Origin of the sequence: Streptomyces sp. NBC_01381 (assembly GCF_026340305.1) — a bacterium.
In the GTDB taxonomy this organism is placed as follows: Bacteria; Actinomycetota; Actinomycetes; order Streptomycetales; family Streptomycetaceae; genus Streptomyces.
This window is the reverse complement of record NZ_JAPEPI010000001.1, coordinates 3936764-3958125: the sequence shown is the minus strand read 5'-3', so window position 1 is coordinate 3958125 and position 21362 is coordinate 3936764. Positions and strand designations below refer to the sequence as shown.

General features: G+C 69.7%; 18 protein-coding genes. 3 read left to right on the top strand and 15 right to left on the bottom strand.

Annotated features, from left to right (window positions below; translation table 11 throughout):
* Window position 1: 1 nt before the first annotated feature.
* The 9 genes from OG453_RS18480 to OG453_RS18440 all read right to left on the bottom strand — a co-directional run bounded on the left by OG453_RS18480 (window position 2) and on the right by OG453_RS18440 (window position 8707).
* Complete coding sequence (locus tag OG453_RS18480) at window positions 2-517, bottom strand: shikimate kinase (protein ID WP_266869011.1); 516 nt, start codon at window positions 515-517, stop codon at window positions 2-4.
* On the bottom strand, window positions 514-1698 hold the full coding sequence (gene aroC / locus OG453_RS18475) for a chorismate synthase (protein ID WP_266869010.1): 1185 nt from the start codon (window positions 1696-1698) through the stop codon (window positions 514-516). The genes OG453_RS18480 and aroC overlap by 4 nt, the downstream gene beginning before the upstream one ends.
* A 129-nt stretch (window positions 1699-1827) precedes the next feature.
* Window positions 1828-2052 carry a hypothetical protein gene (locus OG453_RS18470; protein ID WP_266869009.1) on the bottom strand — a complete coding sequence of 75 codons (225 nt, stop codon included), beginning with the start codon at window positions 2050-2052 and terminating at the stop codon, window positions 1828-1830.
* Window positions 2053-2106: 54 nt separating this feature from the next.
* Complete coding sequence (locus tag OG453_RS18465) at window positions 2107-2940, bottom strand: shikimate dehydrogenase (protein WP_266869008.1); 834 nt, start codon at window positions 2938-2940, stop codon at window positions 2107-2109.
* Window positions 2930-4624 (bottom strand): endolytic transglycosylase MltG, encoded by a 1695-nt coding sequence (gene mltG, locus OG453_RS18460; RefSeq protein ID WP_266869007.1) that lies wholly within the window; start codon window positions 4622-4624, stop codon window positions 2930-2932. Before mltG ends, OG453_RS18465 begins: the two co-directional genes overlap by 11 nt.
* A gap of 124 nt (window positions 4625-4748) precedes the next feature.
* Window positions 4749-5213 carry a Holliday junction resolvase RuvX gene (ruvX, locus tag OG453_RS18455; protein WP_266869918.1) on the bottom strand — a complete coding sequence of 155 codons (465 nt, stop codon included), beginning with the start codon at window positions 5211-5213 and terminating at the stop codon, window positions 4749-4751.
* Window positions 5214-5233: 20 nt separating this feature from the next.
* Window positions 5234-7903 carry an alanine--tRNA ligase gene (gene alaS, locus OG453_RS18450; protein WP_266869006.1) on the bottom strand — a complete coding sequence of 890 codons (2670 nt, stop codon included), beginning with the start codon at window positions 7901-7903 and terminating at the stop codon, window positions 5234-5236.
* Entirely contained in the window at window positions 7903-8250 is a 348-nt protein-coding gene (locus OG453_RS18445; protein ID WP_266869004.1) for a DUF6167 family protein, read from the bottom strand. Before OG453_RS18445 ends, alaS begins: the two co-directional genes overlap by 1 nt.
* Window positions 8251-8257: 7 nt before the next feature.
* Window positions 8258-8707 carry a DUF948 domain-containing protein gene (locus tag OG453_RS18440; protein WP_135330894.1) on the bottom strand — a complete coding sequence of 150 codons (450 nt, stop codon included), beginning with the start codon at window positions 8705-8707 and terminating at the stop codon, window positions 8258-8260.
* Window positions 8708-8867: 160 nt separating this feature from the next.
* Between OG453_RS18440 and OG453_RS18435 the strand changes: the two genes are divergently transcribed.
* Window positions 8868-11045, top strand: coding sequence for an AAA family ATPase (locus OG453_RS18435; protein ID WP_266869003.1), 2178 nt, complete (start codon window positions 8868-8870; stop codon window positions 11043-11045).
* Here the strand turns inward: OG453_RS18435 and rpsD are convergent.
* The 5 genes from rpsD to OG453_RS18410 all read right to left on the bottom strand — a co-directional run bounded on the left by rpsD (window position 11033) and on the right by OG453_RS18410 (window position 16225).
* Entirely contained in the window at window positions 11033-11647 is a 615-nt protein-coding gene (gene rpsD / locus OG453_RS18430; RefSeq protein ID WP_135330893.1) for a 30S ribosomal protein S4, read from the bottom strand. The two genes, OG453_RS18435 and rpsD, sit on opposite strands and share 13 nt — an antisense overlap.
* Window positions 11648-12017: 370 nt before the next feature.
* Window positions 12018-13379, bottom strand: a complete 1362-nt coding sequence (locus OG453_RS18425) for a replication-associated recombination protein A (protein WP_266869002.1) — start codon at window positions 13377-13379, stop codon at window positions 12018-12020.
* A 46-nt stretch (window positions 13380-13425) separates the two neighbouring features.
* Window positions 13426-14055, bottom strand: a complete 630-nt coding sequence (locus tag OG453_RS18420; protein ID WP_266869001.1) for a vitamin K epoxide reductase family protein — start codon at window positions 14053-14055, stop codon at window positions 13426-13428.
* A 186-nt stretch (window positions 14056-14241) separates the two neighbouring features.
* Window positions 14242-15504 carry a histidine--tRNA ligase gene (gene hisS, locus OG453_RS18415; protein WP_266869000.1) on the bottom strand — a complete coding sequence of 421 codons (1263 nt, stop codon included), beginning with the start codon at window positions 15502-15504 and terminating at the stop codon, window positions 14242-14244.
* A 13-nt stretch (window positions 15505-15517) separates the two neighbouring features.
* Window positions 15518-16225, bottom strand: a complete 708-nt coding sequence (locus OG453_RS18410) for an MBL fold metallo-hydrolase (RefSeq protein ID WP_266868998.1) — start codon at window positions 16223-16225, stop codon at window positions 15518-15520.
* 142 nt (window positions 16226-16367) lie between these two features.
* On the opposite strand from OG453_RS18410, the gene OG453_RS18405 reads away from it, so the two are divergent.
* Both OG453_RS18405 and OG453_RS18400 read left to right on the top strand, forming a co-directional pair.
* Window positions 16368-17189 (top strand): peptidylprolyl isomerase, encoded by an 822-nt coding sequence (locus OG453_RS18405; protein ID WP_266868997.1) that lies wholly within the window; start codon window positions 16368-16370, stop codon window positions 17187-17189.
* A 134-nt stretch (window positions 17190-17323) separates the two neighbouring features.
* The gene (locus tag OG453_RS18400; RefSeq protein ID WP_266868996.1) at window positions 17324-18556 is read left to right on the top strand and encodes a DUF349 domain-containing protein; all 1233 of its coding nucleotides are present in this window, start codon (window positions 17324-17326) and stop codon (window positions 18554-18556) included.
* Between the two features lie 69 nt (window positions 18557-18625).
* Here the strand turns inward: OG453_RS18400 and OG453_RS18395 are convergent, their stop codons facing one another.
* Window positions 18626-21220 carry a bifunctional (p)ppGpp synthetase/guanosine-3',5'-bis(diphosphate) 3'-pyrophosphohydrolase gene (locus OG453_RS18395; RefSeq protein WP_266868995.1) on the bottom strand — a complete coding sequence of 865 codons (2595 nt, stop codon included), beginning with the start codon at window positions 21218-21220 and terminating at the stop codon, window positions 18626-18628.
* Window positions 21221-21362: the final 142 nt, after the last annotated feature.

Sequence of the window (21362 nt, the reverse complement as noted above, 5' to 3'; positions counted from 1 at the left end):
GTCATGCTTCCTTCAACTCCAGTGCGTCGAGGACCGCTTGGGCGACCTCTTCGGGGGTGCGGTCGTCGGTGGCGACGACGGCGCGGGCCACTTCGGCGTACAAGTGGCGGCGGGCGTCCATGAGTTCGCGCCACTGCTTGCGCGGGTTGACCGCGAGCAGCGGCCGCGCGACGTTCAGGCCGGTGCGCTTGACCGCCTCCTCGACGTCCATCGAGAGATAGACGACGGGCTGCGACGCGAGCAGCGCCCGGGTCGACTCGTCGAGAATCGCGCCCCCGCCGAGGGCGAGGATCCCCTCGTGCTCGGCAAGCGCCGTACGCACGGCATCCCGCTCGACCTCACGGAAGTACGGCTCACCCTCGTCCACGAAGATGTCCGCGATCTCCCGGCCCTGGGCGGCCACGATGTCGGCGTCGGTGTCCCGGTAGGCGGCGTCGAGCCGCTCGGCGAGCAGCGCGCCCACCGTCGACTTGCCCACGCCCATGGGCCCGACCAGAACGATCTGCGGGCCGGTCACCGGATCTGGAGGTTGTCGAGGTACGACGTCACGTTCCGCCGGGTCTCGGGCACGCTGTCGCCGCCGAACTTCTCGGCGACGGCGTCGGCCAGGACGAGCGCGACCATCGCCTCGGCGACGATGCCGGCCGCGGGAACGGCACACACGTCGGAGCGCTGGTGGTGGGCCTTGGTGGCCTCGCCGGTGGCGACGTCGACGGTGGCGAGCGCGCGCGGCACGGTCGCGATGGGCTTCATCGCGGCGCGGACGCGCAGCAGTTCACCGGTGGTCAGACCGCCCTCGGTGCCGCCGGAGCGGCCGGAGGTGCGCTTGATGCCCTCGTCGGTGGAGACGATCTCGTCGTGCGCCTTGGAGCCCGGCACCCGCGCGAGCTCGAAGCCGTCGCCGACCTCGACGCCCTTGATGGCCTGGATGCCCATGAGTGCGGCGGCGAGCCGCGCGTCGAGCCGACGGTCCCAGTGCACGTGCGAGCCGAGCCCGACCGGGACGCCGTACGCGAGCACCTCGACCACACCCCCCAGGGTGTCGCCGTCCTTGTGGGCCTGGTCGATCTCGGCGACCATCGCCTTCGACGCGTCGGCGTCGAGGCAGCGCACCGGGTCGGCGTCGAGCTTGTCGACGTCGGCGGGGGTCGGGTAGACGCCGTAGGGGGCCTTGGCCGCCGCCAGCTCGGTCACATGGCTGACGATCTCGATCCCGGCCGTCTCCTTCAGGTACGAGCGGGCCACCGCGCCGAGCGCGACGCGGGCCGCGGTCTCGCGGGCGGAAGCGCGCTCCAGGATCGGCCGGGCTTCGTCGAAGCCGTACTTCTGCATGCCCGCGAGGTCGGCGTGGCCGGGCCGGGGGCGGGTCAGCGGGGCGTTGCGAGCCAGGTCGGCGAGGATCTCCGGGTCGACCGGGTCGGCCGCCATGACCTGTTCCCACTTGGGCCACTCGGTGTTGCCCACCATGATCGCGATCGGCGAGCCCATGGTCAGGCCGTGCCGGACGCCGCCCAGGAAGGTGACCTCGTCGCGCTCGAACTTCATGCGCGCACCGCGCCCATAGCCGAGGCGCCGCCGGGCCAGGTGGTCGGCCACCATCTCCGTGGTGATCGGCACGCCGGCGGGAAGACCCTCCAGCGTCGCCACAAGTGCGGGTCCGTGGGACTCGCCCGCGGTCAGCCAACGCAACCTGCTCAACGGTGCTCCTCATGCTCGCGCCTGGAACTGCGTGGCGCGGCCGGGTGCGCGGCCCTGGCCCGCCACGTCTGATCCTCCCACGCCGGGGCCCGGGACCCGGCCCCTGGTCCACCAGCCGGACGACGCCACTCAGTCCTCGGCCTCCGCGGCAGCCGCCCCGGGCCCGGCGTTCGCCCTCGCGCGCCAGACGGCCCATACCGTGACAGCGGCGGTCAGAACAAGGCCGAAGATGGTCAACTGCAGCCAGACCGGCAGGAACCGCAGCAGCAGGAACCGGGCCAGGAACTGGATCAGCAGCTGGAAAACGTCCCACCGGCCCGAGGCCAGCGTCACCCCGTTCCCGGCCGCGGACACGACACTCTCCATCGACGATGCACTCCCCCTGATCGCTGCCGAACAGAGTGGATCTTAACGTCCGTCGAGCGCGTGTTCCCCGGCCTTCCGCATCACGTCGAGCGGCGCGGGAGCCCGCCCCGTCATCTGCTCGACCTGCAGCACCGCCTGGTGCACGAGCAGGTCGAGACCGCTGACGACCGCACCGCCGTACCCCGACCAGCGGGCCGCGAGCGCGGTGGGCCACGGGTCGTACAGCACGTCGAAGAGGGTGGCGGGCCGCTCGGGCACGGCCTTCGAGAGCGCGTCGGTCGTGCCCGCCGGAGTCGTGGCGATCACCAGGGGCGCGCTCAGCGCACGCTCGGCGTCCGCCCAGTCCGCCGTCCGCACCTCCACATCGAGCCGCTCGCCCCACTGCCGCATCTCGGCGGCGCGCGCCTCACTGCGTACGTACGCGACGACCTCGCCCGTGCAGATCCGCGCGAGCGCGGCAAGCGCGGACGACGCGGTGGCGCCCGCGCCGAGGATCGCCGCGGACTCGACCTGCTCGATACCGCGCTCGCGCAGGGCGGCGACCATGCCGGGGATGTCGGTGTTGTCCCCGACGCGCCGGCCGTCATCCGTGCAGACGACCGTGTTGACCGCCTCGACGGAGGCCGCGGTCTCGCTGACCTCGTCGAGCAGCGGGATCACGGCGCGCTTGAGCGGCATCGTCAGGGAAAGCCCGGCCCACTCGGGGCCGAGCCCGGCGATGAAGCCGGGCAGCGCCGCCTCGTCGACCTCGAACAGGTCGTACGTCCAGTCGGCAAGACCCAGCTCCCCGTATGCGGCGCGGTGCAGCACCGGGGAGAGGGAATGGGCGATCGGGGAGCCGAGCACCGCCGCTCGGCGGCCACTCTCAGTCGCCATTCTTCTGCCGTTCATTGAATTCCGCGACCAGCTTCTCGTGCTCGGAGAGCGTCTTGGTGAACTGCGTCTTCTTTCCGTCGACGGAGATGAAGAACATCCAGCCACCGTCGTCCGGATCCACTGTGGCCTTCAGCGCTTCGTCGCCCGGGTTTCCGATCGGTCCCGGCGGGAGGCCCTTGTGGTAGTAGGTGTTGTACGGGTCGGGATCGCTGCGGATCTTTGAGATCGGGATGTTGATCTCGCTCTGGCCCTTGAGGTAGTTGTACGTCGAGTCGAACTCAAGCTTCTGGTTGGTGACAGTGTTGGACGTCTTCAGACGGTTGTAGACGACAGCCGCCATCTTCTTGAAGTCGTCGTGCGTCATGCCCTCAGCCTGCACCAAGCTGGCCACCGTGAGGACCTGCAGCGGGTCCCCTAGCTGCAGCGCGTCCGCCTTGGACTTAAGGCCCAACTCGTCATACTTCACGCTGGCTTGGGCCACCATCTTCTTGAGGACGGCCTCGGGCTTCTGCCCCTTGGCGACCGGATAGCTGGACGGGTACAGGAAGCCTTCGAGCGGATCCTTGATGTCCTTGCTCGTGTTCGCCCAGTCCGGAAGTCCGAGACTCTTCCATTCCTTCTTGGCAATGCCCGCCGTCGTCCCCTTGTCGAGATCCAGGCGGGTGTCGATCTGCGCGTAGACCCAGGAATTGCGCCGACCCTCAGGAATAATCAAATTATTCCTGCTCGTCGGGCTCAGCATCAATTCGACGGCACTCTTCGCCGACATTTCCTTCTTCAGGACATAGACGCCCGCCTGAATCGACTCACCCTTGGGGTTCTGCGCCTGCGCAGACACAAAGGCGTCCACGCTCTTGACGACCCCGGCGTCCTTCAGCTTCTGGCCGATGACATAACCGCCGGAACCCTTGGGGATGTCCACGGTGGCGGTTCCGGTTCCCTCGCCCGCGTAATCGGGCGACGTACCGAATCGGTCCTGATAGAACTGATAGCCGAAATAGCCGACCCCGCCGAGACCGCCGGCGAAGACCAGCGTCACGACCAGGCAGGCGCAGCCGCTGCGGCGCTTCTTCGGCTTCTTGCCGCCCCGGCCGCCGCGACGGTCCCCGCGGCCGCCCTTGCGACCCGGCTCGTCGTCGTGGTCGTCGTCATCGTCGTCGGCGCCCGAGAAGAAGGCGTGCTCGCCCTGGTCGGGGCCCGGATCCCAGTCCGGCTCTGGCTCGGGGGCCGGGCGGCGGCGGTGCGGCGGCTCCGGCGGCGGGTACGCATCGGGGGTGCCGTAGTAGTCGGCGCTCTCCCCGGCGTAGCCACCCGGCTGACCGCCGTAGGGGTCCACCGGGTCGCCGCCGTAAGGGACCTGGCCCTGCCGGCCGGTGTCCCAGCCACCGTTGTACTGCTGCTGCGCACCGGTACCGTCGTACTGCTGCTGGGCGCCCGTGCCGTCGTACTGCTGCTGACCGTAGGCCTGCTGCTGGCCCGTGCTCCAGTCGTCGTACTGGGACTGCTGAGGGTGCTGCTGGGGGTGCTGCTGAGGATGATGCGGCTGCTGCGGGTGGTACTGCCCCTGGCCGCCGTAGGTGGACGGGCCGCCCGCGGGCGCCTGTCCTCCCCATCCGCCGTCCCCGTACAACGGGTCCTCGGGATGCCACGGTTCGGAGCCTGGGCCCCGGCCATACTCAGTCATCGATCCCCTACATGCCGCGAGGCGGGGCCGCCGACTGGATAGGAGGGCAACCGATCCGCCTCTTGATGCTGTGCGGCAGCTGTTCGAACGCCGCCGCATCGCGCGGAACGTTACCGTATCGCGATCAGATGACCACTTCGACGCCCTCGCCCGGAGCTTTACCTGACGCCCGTTCGGACTCCAGGGCCTGCTGAAGGATGATGACGGCGGCCGCCTGATCGATGACAGACCTGCCCTTTTTGGACTTCACGCCCGAGGCGCGCAGGCCCTGACTCGCCGTCACTGTGGTCATCCTCTCGTCCAGCAGGCGCACCGGTACGGGTGCCACCATGCGGGCGAGGTCCTGGGTGAAGGCGCGGACCTTGACGGCCGCCGGGCCCTCGCCCCCCTTGAGGGAGCGAGGGAGGCCGACGACGATCTCGATTGGCTCGTACTCGTCGACGAGCTGCTTCAACCGGCGCTGGGCGGCCGGGACATCGCGTCCCGGCACCGTCTCCACCGGAGTGGCGAGGATCCCGTCGGGGTCGCACGATGCGACCCCGATGCGGGCATCGCCGACGTCGATCGCGAGGCGTCGGCCCCGGCGCATGCCCCCTGCGGAATCGGACATCAGGCCGTCTCGGTGACGAGGCGCTCGACGGCGGCCATGGCGTCGCCGATGGCGGCCGGGTTCTGGCCGCCGCCCTGCGCGACGTCCGGCTTGCCGCCGCCACCGCCACCGAGGGTCTTGGCGGCCGTACGGACCAGGTCGCCGGCCTTGAGGCCGCGCTCGCGGGCGGCCTCGTTGGTGGCGATGACCGTCAGCGGGCGGCCGTTGGCCGTGGTGAAGAGGGCGACCACGGCCGGGCGGTCGCCCGGGATGCGGCCGCGTACGTCGAGGACCAACTTGCGCAGGTCGTCGGCACCCGTGCCGTCCGGCACCTGGCCGGTGACGAGCGCGACGCCGCGTACGTCCTTGGCGGAGTCGACGAGACCGGCGGCGGCCGCGAGGACCTTCTCCGCGCGGAACTTCTCGATCTCCTTCTCGGCGTCCTTCAGCTTGCCGAGCATGGCGGAGATCTTCTCGGGCAGCTCCTCGGCGCGGCCCTTGACCAGCTCCTGGAGCTGGGCGACGACCGTGTGCTCCTTGGCCAGGAAGTTGTACGCGTCGACGCCGACCAGGGCCTCGATGCGGCGCACGCCCGAACCGATGGACGATTCGCCGAGCAGCTTCACCAGACCCAGCTGGGCGGTGTTGTGGACGTGCGTCCCTCCACACAGCTCCTTGGAGAAGTCGCCGATGGTGACGACGCGCACGCGCTCGCCGTACTTCTCGCCGAACTCGGCGATGGCGCCCTGCTTCTTGGCGTCGTCGATCGACATGACCTCGGCCTGCACGTCGAGTTCACGCGAAAGCACTTCGTTGATCTTCTGCTCGACGTCCGTCATGACCACCGTGGGTACGGCGGACGGGGAGCCGAAGTCGAAGCGGAAGCGGCCCGGCTGGTTCTCGGAGCCGGCCTGGGCGGCCGTGGGGCCGAGCGCGTCGCGCAGCGCCTGGTGCGTGAGGTGCGTGGCGGAGTGGGCGCGGGCGATGGCATTGCGGCGGTGCCTGTCGATCGAGGCCCAGACCTGGTCGCCGACGGTGATCTCGCCGACCTGGACGACACCCTTGTGGACGTGCACGCCGGGGACCGGCTTCTGTACGTCACGGATCTCGACGACGGCGCCGTTGTCGAGCCGGATGCGGCCGGAGTCGGCGATCTGGCCGCCGCCCTCGGCGTAGAAGGGGGTGCGGTCGAGGACGACCTCGACCTCGTCGCCCTCGCGGGCGGCCGGGGACGAGACGCCGTCGACGAGGAGGCCCACGATCACGGCCTCGTTCTCCGTGAGGGTGTAGCCGGTGAAGTCGGTGGCGCCGGAGGCGTCGGCGATCTCGCGGTAGGCGCCGAGGTCGGCGTGGCCGGTCTTCTTGGCCTGGGCGTCGGCCTTGGCGCGCTCCCGCTGCTCCTTCATCAGGCGCCGGAAGCCGTCCTCGTCCACGGAGAGGCCCTGTTCGGCGGCCATCTCCAGGGTGAGGTCGATCGGGAAGCCCCACGTGTCGTGCAGCAGGAACGCCTTGTCGCCGGAGAGGACCTTGCCGCCGGCGGCCTTGGTCTCGGTGACGGCGGTGTCGAGGATGTTCGTGCCGCCCTTGAGGGCCTTGAGGAAGGCGGCCTCTTCGGCGAGGGCGACGGTCTCGATGCGCTTGCGGTCGGTCTGGAGCTCGGGGTACTGCTCGCCCATCGACTTGATGACCGTGTCGACGAGCTCCGCGACGACCGGGCCCGTGGCGCCCATGAGCCGCATGTTGCGGATGGCACGGCGCATGATGCGGCGCAGCACATAGCCGCGGCCCTCGTTGCCGGGCGTCACGCCGTCGCCGATGAGCATCACGGACGTACGCATGTGGTCGGCGACGACGCGCAGGGAGACGTCCGAGCCCTGCTCGGCGCCGTAGCGCACGCCGGTCAGCTCGGTGGCCGTGTCCATGATGACGCGCAGGGTGTCGGTCTCGTACATGTTCTGCACGCCCTGCAGGATCATGGCGAGACGCTCGAGGCCGAGGCCGGTGTCGATGTTCTTGCTGGGCAGCTCGCCGAGGATCTCGAAGTCCTCCTTCGAGGTGCCCTCGCCGCGCTCGTACTGCATGAAGACCAGGTTCCAGATCTCCACGTAGCGCTCGTCGTTGACGGCCGGGCCGCCCTCGACGCCGAACTCGGGGCCGCGGTCGTAGTTGATCTCGGAGCAGGGGCCACAGGGTCCGGGGACGCCCATGGACCAGTAGTTGTCCTTCTTGCCCAGGCGCTGGATGCGCTCGGCGGGGACGCCGACCTTCTCGCGCCAGATCGTCTCGGCCTCGTCGTCGTCCAGGTAGACCGTCACCCAGAGGCGCTCGGGGTCGAGGCCGTAGCCACCGTCCGCCACGGAGCTGGTGAGCAGCTCCCAGGCGTACTTGATGGCGCCTTCCTTGAAGTAGTCGCCGAAGGAGAAGTTGCCGCACATCTGGAAGAACGTGCCGTGCCGGGTGGTCTTGCCGACCTCTTCGATGTCCGGCGTACGCACGCACTTCTGCACGCTCGTGGCGCGCGAGAACTGCGGCTTGACCTCACCCAGGAAGTAGGGCTTGAAGGGCACCATGCCGGCCGGGACGAGGAGCAGAGTCGGGTCGTCCGCGATGAGCGACGCCGAAGGGACGACGGTGTGCCCGCGCTCCTCGAAGAAGCTCAGCCAGCGGCGACGAATTTCTGCCGACTCCATCAGTGGTCCTCATTCCGGTTGTGCGAGAACTTCGTGTTCTCGAGGTACTTCGTTTTGTTCTTGTCGCTGTGGTTCTCGATGACCGCGAAGCGCCGCTGCGCGGGGAGTTCGGCGTCGGGGTGGCGGTTCAGGCCCAGCGCCTCGCCGAGTTCGGACTCGCGCTCGACCATGCCGTCCCGCACGTCGAGTGCGAAGTCCTTCAAGCGGTGACCGGCGTCGATCGCCTTGTTCGCGGCCTGCGCGGCGAGGCTCTCGGGGGTCAGCTTCTTGAGCTTGCGGTTGACCTTGGTGGTGGCCCACACACCGGCAGCGGCGCCCGCGGTGAACCAGAACGTACGGCGGAACATCGCTGCGTCAGTCCTTCTTCCGCTTGCCCCGTCGCCGCGCGGAGGGCACCGTGCGCCCCACGATCACGGTACGTCGGGCGGGCGCCGGGGGCACATTGTTTGATTCGGGTCCTGCCTTGCGGCCCAGGGCCCTGCGCACCCCGTAGCCGAACGCCGCGACCTTGACGAGGGGCCCGCCGAAGGTGGAGGCCACCGTCGTGGAGAGCGCGGAGGCGTTCGACGTCACTTCCTGGACGTCGGACGCGATGGCGTCGACCCGGTCGATCTGGGTCTGCGCGGAGCGCACGGCGGTGGAGGCGTCCGCGAGGAGCGGGACGGCCTGCTCGGTCACTTCCGCGACGAGCTTGGTGGTCGCCCTGAGCGTCTGGGCCAGCCTCACCAGCACCACGGCCAGGAAGGAGACCAGGATCGCCCAGAAGACGGCCACGAGAATCCCGGCCACCTCTCCACCGGACACTGTGCACCGCTCCCTGAACATCGGCCCTGAACATCAAAAAGTTGTCCCCCGACCCTATCGCGCCGGGGCGACGGCTCCGCACCGCATTACCGCGTACGGTCAAGGGAGTTGCGCGAACTGATTGTACTGACTGCTTACGGATGAGTACGCTCCGTATCCCATGCGACGCGATCAGCGCCCAGGCGACCGCCGGTACGTTTCTTCCGCCTCCGCGGCACGAACCGGCAACCTCCCCCTGGAGCTCAACGCCTTCATCGGACGGTCGGCCGAACTCGCGGATCTCGCCTCGGCGTTGGCGGCCGGACGCCTGGTCACGGTGACCGGCGTCGGCGGGGTCGGCAAGTCGCGCCTCGCCAGCCGGGTCGCCGCGGACGCCTCTCCCCGCGACGGCGCCTGGCTGGTGGAGCTCGCCGCCGTACGCGACCCGGATCTGGTGGAGCACGCGGTCGCCGACGCGCTGCGCCTCACCGACCACACGCACCGGCCGCCGCGCCAGGTGCTGCTCGACCATCTCGCGGAGCGGGACGTCCTGCTCGTCATCGACGGGTTCGAGCACCTGGTGGACGCCTGTGCCTCGCTGGTGCGGGATCTGCTGGTGCGCTCCCCCGGTCTTCGGGTCCTCGCGGTGGGGCGTCGGCCCCTGGACACCGGCGGCGAGCGGATCTTCCCGCTGGCGCCGCTGCCCACCGCGGACGCGGCCGCGCTCTTCGCCGACCGTGCGGCCGCGGGCCTCGCCGGCTTCACCCTGGACGAGGAGAACGGCGTCGACGTGGCGGAGCTGTGCCGCCGCCTCGACGGGATCCCACTGGCTGTCGAGCTGGCGGCCGGGCGGCTGCGGTCGCTGTCGCCGGCGCAGCTGCTCGACCGGCTCGACGACCGGTTCGGGCTCCTGACGGGAATCCGGCGGGACGCACCGCCGCGGCACCAGACCCTGCGTACGGCCATCGGCTGGAGCCATGAGCTGTGCACGGCCGACGAACGGCTGCTGTGGTCGCGGCTCTCGGTGTTCTGCGGCCCCTTCGACCTGGAGGCGGCCGAGTACGTCTGCAGCGGCGACGGGCTGCGCTCCGACGACGTCCTGGACGTGCTCGGCGAGCTGCTCGCGCAGTCCGTGGTGACCCGCGAGGAAGGACCGACAGGCGTGCGCTACCGCATGCTCGACACGGTCCGGGCGTACGGCGCCGACTGGCTGGCGGCGACGGGCGACGACGCCCGGATGCGGCGCCGCCACCGTGACTGGTACATGGGGCTCGCCACCTGGTGCGAGCTGGACTGGTTCTCGCCCCGGCAGGCGCGGGTCGCCGCGCTCGTCGGCTGCGAACTGCCCAATCTGCGGGGCGCGTTGGAGTACTGCCTGACCGAGCCGGACGAGACGCATCTGGGCCAGTACCTGGCGGGCAGCCTGTGGTTCTACTGGGTCGGCTGCGGGCGCCTCGCGGAGGGCAGGCACTGGCTGGACCGCGCCCTTGAGCTGGACGGCGGCCATGACGACTCCCGGCTGAAGGCGCTGTGGGTCCTTGGCTATGTGGCGGTCCTGCAGGGCGACACGGTCGCCGCGCTCGGCGCGCTGCAGGAGTGCAGGGACGAGGCGGAACGTACCGGCAGCGCCGTCGCCGCCGCGTACGCCGTGCACCGCATCGGGTGCCTCGCGCTGCTCGGCGACGACATGCCGCGCGCGGAAGCCTTGCTGCGCTCGGCCCTCGACCAGTACCACGCGATCGGCGAGCTGAACAGCAATGTCCTGATGGGCCAGGTCGAGCTGGCGATGGTGCTGGCCTTCCGGGGTGATCTGGCCGACGCGGTCGACCTGTGCGAGGACGTACGCCGGGTCTGCGAGGACCACGGCGAGCTTTGGACTCTCGCGTACGCGCTGTATGTCCTCGGCTTCGCGGCCTGGACGCGCGGCGAGGCGGCCACCGCCCGTGACCTGGTGAAGCGGTGCCTGGCCCTGGACCACTCCTTCCACGATCTGCTGGGCACGGTGCTCGCGATCGAGCTGCTTGCCCTGTTCACCGTGGCGGACGGCGATCCCGCCGAGGCGGCGGTGCTGCAGGGTGCCGCGTCCCGCATCTGGCCTTCGGTGGGCCAGCCGCTGTTCGGCTCCGAGTACTTCGGCGGGCCGCATGTGCTGTGCGAGTCGCAGGCCAGGGAGCGGCTGGGCGACGCGCGCTACGAGGAGTGCCGGGACGCCGGGGCGCGGCTCACGCCCGACGCGGCGGTGGCGCGGGCCCTCGGCAGCGGCCCCGAGCACGCAAAAACCCGTCGCCCGACCGCCCTCGAGGGGCGGCCGGGCGACGGGCTGAAGCAGGGAGAGCTACGTCCGGGTCAGCGGGCGTAGTACTCGACGACGAGCTGCTCGTCGCAGATCACGGGGATCTCCTTGCGGTTCGGGTCACGGTCCAGACGGAAGGCCAGGGCCTTCAGGTTGACCTGGAGGTAACGCGGGGTCTCGCCGTCGGGGGCGAAGCCACCCTCACGCGCGACCTGGAACAGCGGCTTCTCGCGGCTGCGCTCGCGGATCATCACGACGTCGTCGGGACGGACGCGGAACGACGGCTTGTCGACCTTGCCGCCGTTGACCTCGACGTGGCCGTGGCTGACCATCTGGCGGGCCTGGTAGATCGTGCGGGCGATGCCCGAACGCAGAACCAGGGCGTCGAGACGACGCTCCAGCTCGATGACCAGGGCCTCACCGGTCTTGCCTTCGGCCTTCTTGGCGCGGTCGTAGGCACGGGCCATCTGCTTCTCGCTGATGTCGTACTGCGCGCGCAGACGCTGCTTCTCGAGCAGACGGACCTTGTAGTCCGAGTTCTGCTTGCGCCCACGGCCGTGCTCGCCCGGCGGGTAGGGACGGGCCTCGAAGTACTTGACGGCCTTCGGGGTCAGCGCGATGCCGAGGGCACGCGACTTCTTGACCTTGGGGCGGGACTGGTTCGGCATGAACCAACCTCTCTGTTCTCTGTGAATACGGCTTCACCAGGGTTAAGGGAGGTCGCAATCCGCAGCCTGGGAAACCCATCGGATCCGGTGGATCTGGATCCGGCGGGCAGCCGCTCCCTGGTCTGGGCACATACGTGCAGCACGCGAGTGGCCCACCGACCGTTTCCCGGAGTATGAGATGGTGGTGGGCTGCCCGCGACACCTTCGACGGTGCGCGACGCTCCTGGAGATTCCTGGACCGTGAGGTCCGGGGCTCCGGCTGGATGTCCCGTTCTGGTGGTGCCGGTACGAGACCGGACACGGGACGCAGCACTGCGGGCAAGTGTACCGGGTGGGCGCGCGTGCCTCAGCCGCGGGGCCCGGGACCTGGCTAGGCCTCGGGCTGCTCGCCCTTGAGGCGGGCGCGGACCCGCTCGACCACGTCGGCGTACCGCGCCTCTCCGCCGTACCTCGTGGGCTGGTAGTAGCGCTTGCCCTCGATGGCGTCCGGGGCGTACTGCTGGGCCGCGATGCCGCCCGGGACGTCGTGCGGATACACGTAGCCCTGGGCGTGGCCGAGCTTGGCCGCGCCCTTGTAGTGGCCGTCGCGCAGATGGGGCGGGACGGGTCCTGCGAGGCCCGCGCGGACGTCCGCCTGGGCCTGCTGGATCGCGATCGTCGCGGCGTTCGACTTCGGGGCGAGGGCGAGGGCGATCGTCGCGTGGCTGAGGGTGAGCGCGGCCTCCGGGAAGCCGATCATGGCCACGGCCTGGGCGGCTGCGACAGCCGTGGGCAGGGCCGTGGGGTCGGCGAGGCCGATGTCCTCGCTGGCGGAGATCATCAGGCGCCGGGCGATGAAGCGGGGGTCCTCGCCCGCCTCGATCATGCGGGCCAGATAGTGCAGCGCCGCGTCCACGTCGGAGCCGCGGATGGACTTGATCAGGGCGCTCGCGACGTCATAGTGCTGGTCGCCGTCGCGGTCGTACTTCACGGCGGCCCGGTCGACCGACTCCTCCAGGGTCTGAAGGGTGATCTCCTTCTCGCCCTTGGCGAGGGCCGAGCCCGCGCCCGCCTCCAGGGCGGTGAGCGCGCGCCGGGCGTCGCCGCCGGCGATGCGCAGCAGATGTGCCTCGGCCTCGTCGGGCAGCGTGACCGCTTCGCCGAGGCCCCGCTCGGCGCTGAGCGCCCGGCGCAGCAGGCCGCGCAGGTCGTCGTCGGTGAGCGGCTCGAGGGTGAGCAGCAGGGAGCGCGAGAGCAGCGGGGAGATGATCGAGAAGTACGGGTTCTCGGTGGTCGCCGCGATCAGCGTGACCCAGCGGTTCTCGACCGCAGGGAGCAGGGAGTCCTGCTGGGCCTTGCTGAAGCGGTGGATCTCGTCGAGGAAGAGGACGGTCTCCTTGCCGTGGCCGCCCATCGCCCTGCGGGCGCCGTCGATGACCGCGCGCACTTCCTTGACGCCCGCGGTGATCGCGGAGAGCTCGACGAAGCGCTTGTTCGTGGCCTTCGAGACGACGTACGCCAACGTCGTCTTGCCGATGCCGGGCGGGCCCCACAGGAATACCGAGGACGGTCCTGCGGGCCCTCCCCCGCCCTCGCCGACGAGGCGGCGCAGGGGCGAGCCCGGCTTCAGCAGATGCTGCTGGCCGACGACTTCGTCGAGGGTGCGCGGGCGCATCCGGACGGCCAGGGGACTGCTGGACGGGTCCTTCTCCTGGCGGTCTTCGGCTGCGGCGGTGAACAGGTCGGGCTCCACGTCCAGAACCCTATGTCACCCCACTGACAATCCCTCCGGGCGCCGGTCAGGCCCAGAGGTCGGCGCCCCAGCGCGTGAGGATCAGCATCGCGATGACGCCGATGTGCATCACCGGCAGGGCCCAGCTGAAGTCCTCGAAGAAGCTCTTGACCCAGCCCGGGGCTGGCAGGAAGCCCTTGCGGACGTTGAAGGACGTGACGTACCAGAACATCAGGAGCGTGGCGACCCAGGCCAGGCAGCACCACAGGCAGAGCGCGTTGATCTCGTACAGCGACTGGATCATCAGCCAGGTGCAGAATTCGACGCCGAAGAGCATGCCCGCGTTCATGGTCAGCCAGTACCAGCGCGGGAAGCGGGCGCCGGCGAGCAGGCTCATGCCGACGCCGATGATGATGGCGTAAGTGACAAGGCCCAGCATCGGGTTGGGGAACCCGAAGGCCTCGGCCTGCTCGCTCTTCATGATGCTGCCGCAGGCGACGATGGGGTTGATGCTGCAGCCCGGCTGGAAGTTCGGGTCCTTCAGGAGCTCGAACTTGTCGATGGTGATCACCCAGGAGGCGAGCAGACCGGCCGCGCCCGTGATCACCAGGAGCAGGGCAAGTGCGCGGCTCCCGCCGACGGCACCCGGAACGTCCGTCCGCTCCCCGCCGTCCAGGGCATCGTCCTTCGCTGACATCGTTTTGCTCATCACGCCGTTCCGTCGCTTGTGGGTGGCCTGCGGGCACGCACATTGTGCCGCACTCGACCGGGTGTCCACCGTTCGATGGACATAAGGAGGTACGCACGGAGGTCCCCGGGCGTTCGGTTGGCGCGATGCGGTTCGGGGCGTTGGAGCGAGGTTCCCGCCCCAACGCCCCCAGGTTCAGCTCAGCCTGGACTTCAGCTCCGCCACGATCCCGTCCACCGCGACCGCCGTCTGCTCCCCGGACTCCATGTCCTTGAGCTGCACGACGCCCTCGGCGAGGTCACGCTCACCGGCGACGACCGTGAAGCGCGCCCCGCTGCGATTGGCGTTCTTCATCGCGCCCTTGAGGCCCTTCCCGCCGTACGAGAAGTCCGCCGCGACGCCCGCCCTGCGCAGCTCCGTCACCTTGGAGAACAGGACCCGCCTGGCCTCCTCGCCGAGCGGCACCGCGAACACACTGGTCGCCGAGGGCAGTTCGAGCTCGACGCCCTCCGCCTCCAGGGCGAGGACCGTGCGGTCCACGCCGAGCGCCCAGCCGACGGACGGCAGCGAGGGGCCGCCGATCATCTCGGACAGGCCGTCGTAGCGGCCGCCGCCGCCCACCGCGGACTGCGAGCCGAGGCCGTCGTGGACGAACTCGAAGGTCGTGCGCGTGTAGTAGTCCAGGCCGCGGACCAGCTTCGCGTCGTCCTCGTACGCGACGCCTTCCGCCGTCAGGAGCTCGCGCACCTGCTCGTGGTACGCCTTGCAGGCGTCGCACAGGTAGTCGCGCAGCATCGGGGCGCCGACCAGCTGCTTCTGGACGTCGTCACGCTTGTCGTCCAGGACGCGGAGCGGGTTGATGTCGATACGTCGACGTGTCTCCTCGTCCAGGTCGAGCGCGCGCAGGAAGTCCTGCAGCGCGGCGCGGTAGACGGGGCGGCACTCCTTGTCGCCCAGCGAGTTGAGGAGGATGCGGAACTGCTTCAGGCCGAGCGCGCGGTACGCCTGGTCGGCCAGGATGATCAACTCGGCGTCCAGGGCAGGGTCCTCCGCGCCGATCGCTTCGGCGCCGACCTGCGAGAAGTGCCTGTAGCGGCCCTTCTGCGGACGCTCGTAGCGGTAGTACGAGCCGGAGTACCAGAGCTTGACGGGGAGGTTGCCCGCCTTGTGGAGGTTGGCCTCCAGGGCCGCGCGCAGCACGGACGCGGTGCCCTCGGGGCGCAGCGCGAGCTGGTCGCCGCCCTTGGTCTCGAAGGCGTACATCTCCTTGGAGACGATGTCGGTGGACTCGCCGACGCCGCGCGAGAACAGCTCGACGTTCTCGAAGCCGGGAGTCTCCACGTATCCGTAACCGGAGTTCCGCAGCGGTGCCGCGATCGCCTCGCGGACCGCGAGGTACTTCGCGGAGTACGGCGGAAGCAGGTCGTAGGTGCCCTTGGGGGCCTTGAAGGTGCTCACGGGAGTTCTCTCGTCACATTCCTCGTCGGGGAGCCGCTTCGGCTCCCAGGCCGGCGGCCACCTGGCGCAGATACGGGTTGGTGGCGCGCTCACGGCCAATGGTCGTGTGCTCGTTGTGACCGGGCAGGACCACGGTCGAGTCGTCGAGCGGCAGGCACACACGCGCCAGCGACTCGAGGATCTCGGCGTGCGATCCGCCGGGCATGTCGGTGCGTCCGATGGAGCCGGCGAAGAGCAGATCGCCCGAGAAGAACACCGAGGGAACCTCGGCGGACTCGGGGAGCTGGAAGGTCACCGACCCCTTCGTATGGCCCGGCGCGTGCGCGACGGAGAAGTCGAGTCCGGCCAGCTTCAGCTGCGCGCCGTCGGTCAGCTCCTTGACGTCGGCGGGCTCCCCCACGGTCAGCTCGCCCATCAACTGCGCGCCGAAGGAACGACCTATGGCCTTCTCCGGGTCGCTCAGCATGTACCGGTCCTCGGGGTGGATCCACGCGGGTACGTCGTTGGCTCCGCAGACCGGGACGACCGAGGCGACATGGTCGATGTGGCCATGGGTGAGGATGACCGCGACGGGCTTGAGCCGATGCTTCTTGAGTGCGTCCTCGACGCCCTGGGCGGCCTGGTGGCCCGGGTCGATGATCACGCACTCCTCGCCTGCGGCGGGGGCGACCAAGTAGCAGTTGGTCCCCCAGGCCCCGGCGGGAAACCCGGCAATGAGCACGATCGTCCTTCGTTCGTCGTCCGGCGGAGGTGACCGCGCAGGTCGCGGCAGATCAGAGCCTACCGGCGCTGCCGATTCCACAGCTAACCCATATACGGTACGGGGCACACGAAGCGGTCCCCAGCAGAGGAGAGAGAACCCGGTGGTCAGCAACGATCAGCGGCGGCGTCAGCTCGCCCGGGAGAAGTTCTTGCGGCAGCAGCAGCGCCGGGAGGCCGCGCGACGCAGGGCGCGGATGCGCAACGCGGTGATCGCATCGGCGCTCGCGGTGGTCGTGGCCGGCGGCGCGGTGTCGTACGCGGCGGGAGCCTTCGACGACGACGGCAAGCCGAAGGACGAGGCGAGCGCGAGCCCCACCAAGCAGCCGGACCCCTGCGAGAAGCCCGCGGGCGGCAAAGTGAAGCCGCTGAGCTTCAAGAAGGAGCCGGCGCTCACGATCGACAAGTCGGCCGACTACGCGATGAAGCTGAGCACCACCTGCGGCGACATCGACCTGAACTTGTCGGCGGCGAAGGCCCCGCACACGGTCAACTCCTTCAACTTCCTGGTGAACAAGGGCTATCTGGACCACACGAAGTGCCACCGGCTCGTCTCGGGCGGCATCTACGTCCTCCAGTGCGGCGACCCGAAGGGCACCGGCAAGGGCGGCCCCGGCTACTCGATCCCGGACGAGAACCTCAAGGACAAGAGCCTGAAGGGGAACGTGTATCCGGCGGGCACGGTCGCGATGGCCAACCAGTACAACGCCCAGGAGAAGAAGGGCCGGGACACCGGAGGCAGCCAGTTCTTCCTGGTCTACCAGGACAGTCAGCTGCCGCCCGACTACACACCGTTCGGGACCATTTCCGATTCCGGGATGAAGGTGCTCAAGAAGATCGCCGACGCCGGCGAGAGCACCGGGCAGGGCGAGGGCGCCCCGAACGCGACGGTCGTCATCAACAAGGCGACCGTGTCGAAATCCTGACCCCCGCCAGGCAAACTTCGGACGCGCGGGATGCGGACAGCCGCCCCGCCGGTCGCCTATGTTGGCGGTGACGAAACTGTGGACGATGCCGGGGGCCCCGAGGCCCTGCGCAGGCATCATGTGGAGGAGGCGCTGTGAGCAGCGACCCGTGGGGCCGCGTCGACGAGACGGGGACCGTGTATGTGCGCAAGGCCGACGGCAGCGAGCGCGAGGTCGGTTCGTGGAAAGCAGGGTCTCCTGACGAGGCCCTGGCCTACTTCGAGCGCAAATACGACGGTCTGGTCGTCGAGATCGGACTTCTCGAGCGCCGGGTGAAGACGACGGACCTGTCGGCCAAGGACGCCATGACCGCCATCGACCATCTGCGCCAGCAGGTGGACGAGGCGCACGCGGTCGGCGATCTGGACGCCTTGAGCACGCGTCTGGACAAGCTCGTCGAGACGGTGGAGGCGCGCCGCGAGGAGCGCAAGGTCCAGAAGGCCAAGCAGTCGGACGAGGCGCGGCACGCCAAGGAGGCGCTGGTCGTCGAGGCCGAGGAGCTCGCGCAGAGCGAGCAGTGGCGGGCGGCGGGCGAACGCCTGCGCGCCCTGGTGGACACCTGGAAGGGTCTGCCGCGCCTCGACCGCAAGTCGGACGACGAGCTGTGGCACCGCTTCTCGCACGCCCGCTCGGCGTTCTCCAAGCGCCGCAAGGCCCACTTCGCCTCGCTGGACGCCCAGCGCGAGGAGGCCCGCAAGACCAAGGAGCGTCTGGTCGGCGAGGCCGAGGCGCTCTCCGGGTCGACCGACTGGGGTCCGACGGCCGCGCGGTACCGCGATCTGATGACCGAGTGGAAGGCCGCGGGCCGCGCCCAGCGCGAGCACGAGGACGATCTGTGGAACCGCTTCCGCGGCGCCCAGGACGTGTTCTTCGCGGCGCGCAGCTCGGTCTTCGCGGAGCGTGACGCCGAGCAGACGGAGAACCTGAAGCTGAAGGAGGAGCTGGCCGAGGAGGCCGAGAAGCTCGTCCCGGTGAAGGACCTCAAGTCGGCGCGTGCGGCGTTCCGTTCGATCAACGAGCGGTGGGAGGCCATCGGCCACGTCCCGCGTGACGCGCGGCCGAAGGTCGAAGGCCGGATGCACGCGGTGGAGCGGGCCCTGCAGGACTCCGAAGAGGCCGAGTGGCGGCGCACGAACCCGGAGGCACGCGCGCGTGCCGAGGGTCTCACCGGCCAGCTGCAGGCCGCGGTCGACAAGCTGACCGACCAGATCGAGAAGGCTCGTGCCGCGGGCAACAACGCCAAGGCCGACAAGCTCCAGCGGGAGCTCGACGGCCGCCAGGCGCTGCTCGACCAGGCGCTGAAGGGCCTGCACGAGTTCGGCGGCTGAGTTTTTCGCTGTCTACGTAGAGGGGCTCCCGTACATCGCGTACGGGAGCCCCTCTACGTAGGAGACCGTTTACGGCCTGCGGGCCGACGTCACCCTGTACACGTCGTACACGCCCTCGACTCCCCTGACCGCCTTGAGGACGTGCCCCAAGTGCTTGGGGTCGCCCATCTCGAAGGTGAAGCGGGACGTGGCGACGCGGTCGCGGGAGGTCTGCACGGCCGCGGACAGGATGTTCACGTGCTGGTCCGAGAGGATGCGCGTGACGTCCGAGAGCAGCCGGGAGCGGTCCAGTGCCTCCACCTGGATGGCGACCAGGAAGACCGACGACTGGGTGGGCGCCCACTCGACCTCGAGGATCCGCTCGGGCTCGCGCGAGAGCGAATCGACGTTGACGCAGTCGCTGCGGTGAACCGATACGCCGCTGCCGCGCGTGACGAAGCCGATGATGGGGTCGCCGGGGACGGGCGTACAGCAGCGGGCCAGCTTGACCCAGACGTCCTCGACGCCCTTGACCACCACACCCGGGTCGGCGTTGGCCCGGCGCTTGCTGCGGCCGCGGGCGGGCGGCGCGCTCTCGGCGATGTCCTCGTTGGCGGCCTCCTCGCCGCCGAGCGCCTGGACGAGCTTCTGCACGACGGACTGCGCGGTGACGTGTCCCTCGCCGATCGCCGCGTACAGCGAGGAGATGTCGGGGTAGCGCATCTCGTGGGCGAGGGTGACCAGTGAGTCCCCGGTGAGGATCCGCTGGATCGGCAGGTTCTGCTTGCGCATGGCCCGCGCGATGGCGTCCTTGCCCTGCTCGATGGCCTCCTCGCGGCGCTCCTTGGAGAACCACGCGCGGATCTTGTTGCGCGCCCGCGGCGACTTGACGAAGCCCAGCCAGTCGCGGGACGGGCCCGCGCCTGCCGCCTTGGAGGTGAAGACCTCCACCAAGTCGCCGTTGTCCAGGGTCGATTCGAGCGGCACGAGCCGTCCGTTGACCCGTGCTCCTATGGTGCGGTGACCGACCTCGGTGTGCACCGCGTACGAGAAGTCGACAGGGGTCGCGCCCGCGGGGAGCGCTATGACGTCGCCCTTCGGGGTGAAGACGAAGACCTCGTTGCGCGACAGGTCGAAGCGCAGCGACTCGAGGAACTCGCTGGGGTCCTCGGTCTCCTTCTGCCAGTCCAGGAGCTGGCGCAGCCACGCCATGTCGTTGAGGTGGTCGTCCTTGCCACCGGTCTTCTTCGGTACGTCCGTACGCACCTTGGAGGCACCGGCGGACGGCTCCTGCTTGTACTTCCAGTGCGCGGCGATGCCGTACTCGGCGCGGCGGTGCATGTCGAACGTACGGATCTGGAGCTCGACGGGCTTGCCGCTGGGGCCGATCACCGTCGTGTGCAGCGACTGGTACATGTTGAACTTGGGCATCGCGATGTAGTCCTTGAACCGGCCGGGGACCGGATTCCATCGCGCGTGCACCGTGCCGAGCGCCGCGTAACAGTCGCGGACCGTATCGACAAGGACCCGAATACCCACCAGGTCATAGATCTCGGCGAAGTCGCGGCCTCGCACGATCATCTTCTGGTAGACGCTGTAGTAGTGCTTCGGGCGGCCGGTGACGGTGGCCTTGATGCGGGCGGCGCGCAGGTCGGCCTGGACCTCGTCGGTCACTATGGCCAGGTACTCGTCGCGCTTGGGCGCCCGCTCGGCCACCAGCCGCACGATCTCGTCGTACATCTTGGGGTAGAGGATCGCGAAGGCGAGGTCCTCCAGCTCCCACTTGATGGTGTTCATGCCGAGGCGGTGCGCCAGCGGAGCGTAGATCTCCAGCGTCTCGCGGGCCTTCTTCTCCTGCTTCTCGCGCTTCAGGTACCGCATCGTGCGCATGTTGTGCAGGCGGTCGGCGAGCTTGATGACCAGGACGCGAGGGTCCTTGGCCATGGCGACGACCATCTTGCGCACGGTCTCGGCCTGCGCGGCCTCGCCGAACTTGACCTTGTCGAGCTTGGTGACGCCGTCGACGAGCAGCGCGACCTGGTCGCCGAAGTCCCGCTTGAGGGTGTCGAGGCCGTACTCGGTGTCCTCGACGGTGTCGTGGAGCAGCCCCGCCATCAGGGTGGCCGGATCCATCCCCAGCTCGGCGAGGATGGTCGTCACGGCGAGCGGGTGCGTGATGTACGGGTCGCCGCTCTTGCGCTTCTGGCCGCGGTGCCAGCGCTCGGCGACCTGGTAGGCCTTCTCGATCTGGCGCAGCGTGGCCGTCTCGATCTTGGGGTCGTTGCTGCGCACTATCCGCAGCAGCGGCTCCAGGACCGGGTTGTACGGGTTCGAGCGCTGGACGCCGAGCCTGGCCAGGCGGGCACGGACGCGGTTGGAGGAGCCGGAGCGCTCGTTCTTGGCCGCGGTGGGGCGGATCGCCGGGGTCGTGCTGCCGGGGCGGGCCTCGGTGGAGGGCTTGGGGCGCGGCTGCTCGGCGGGCTTGTCTCGCTGAGCGCTGCCGCCGGGCGTGCCCGGTGCGGACGTGGTGCTGGGGGCCGCGCTCTCCGGCGGCTTCGCGGGCGTCGCGCTCTGCGCGTTCTTCGCGGGCGTCGCGTTCTGCGCGGGCGCGGCAGTGCTCGCCGCCGCGCGCTCGGCCTGCTCTGCGGCCTTGGCGGCGGTGAGTGCCTTGGACTCGTCTGGCAAGAGCGCTCCCTGTGCGCGATCCGGGTCCCCCGGTCAGGCCCCGAAGAGCCCATGGTATCGATCCTGGACCTTCGGCTCGCCCTCAGCCCGTGAGACGGGGCTCAACGGGAGAAACACCTGAGGTTCTCCACACGGCGAACCT

Bases quoted from the DNA above. Each gene is read 5' to 3' on its own strand.
- OG453_RS18465 (WP_266869008.1), bottom strand. From the start codon at position 2,940: ATGGCGACTGAGAGTGGCCGCCGAGCGGCGGTGCTCGGCTCCCCGATC.
- mltG (WP_266869007.1), bottom strand. From the start codon at position 4,624: ATGACTGAGTATGGCCGGGGCCCAGGCTCCGAACCGTGGCATCCCGAG.
- ruvX (WP_266869918.1), bottom strand. From the start codon at position 5,213: ATGCGCCGGGGCCGACGCCTCGCGATCGACGTCGGCGATGCCCGCATC.
- alaS (WP_266869006.1), bottom strand. From the start codon at position 7,903: ATGGAGTCGGCAGAAATTCGTCGCCGCTGGCTGAGCTTCTTCGAGGAG.
- OG453_RS18445 (WP_266869004.1), bottom strand. From the start codon at position 8,250: ATGTTCCGCCGTACGTTCTGGTTCACCGCGGGCGCCGCTGCCGGTGTG.
- OG453_RS18435 (WP_266869003.1), top strand. From the start codon at position 8,868: ATGCGACGCGATCAGCGCCCAGGCGACCGCCGGTACGTTTCTTCCGCC.
- rpsD (WP_135330893.1), bottom strand. From the start codon at position 11,647: ATGCCGAACCAGTCCCGCCCCAAGGTCAAGAAGTCGCGTGCCCTCGGC.
- OG453_RS18420 (WP_266869001.1), bottom strand. From the start codon at position 14,055: ATGTCAGCGAAGGACGATGCCCTGGACGGCGGGGAGCGGACGGACGTT.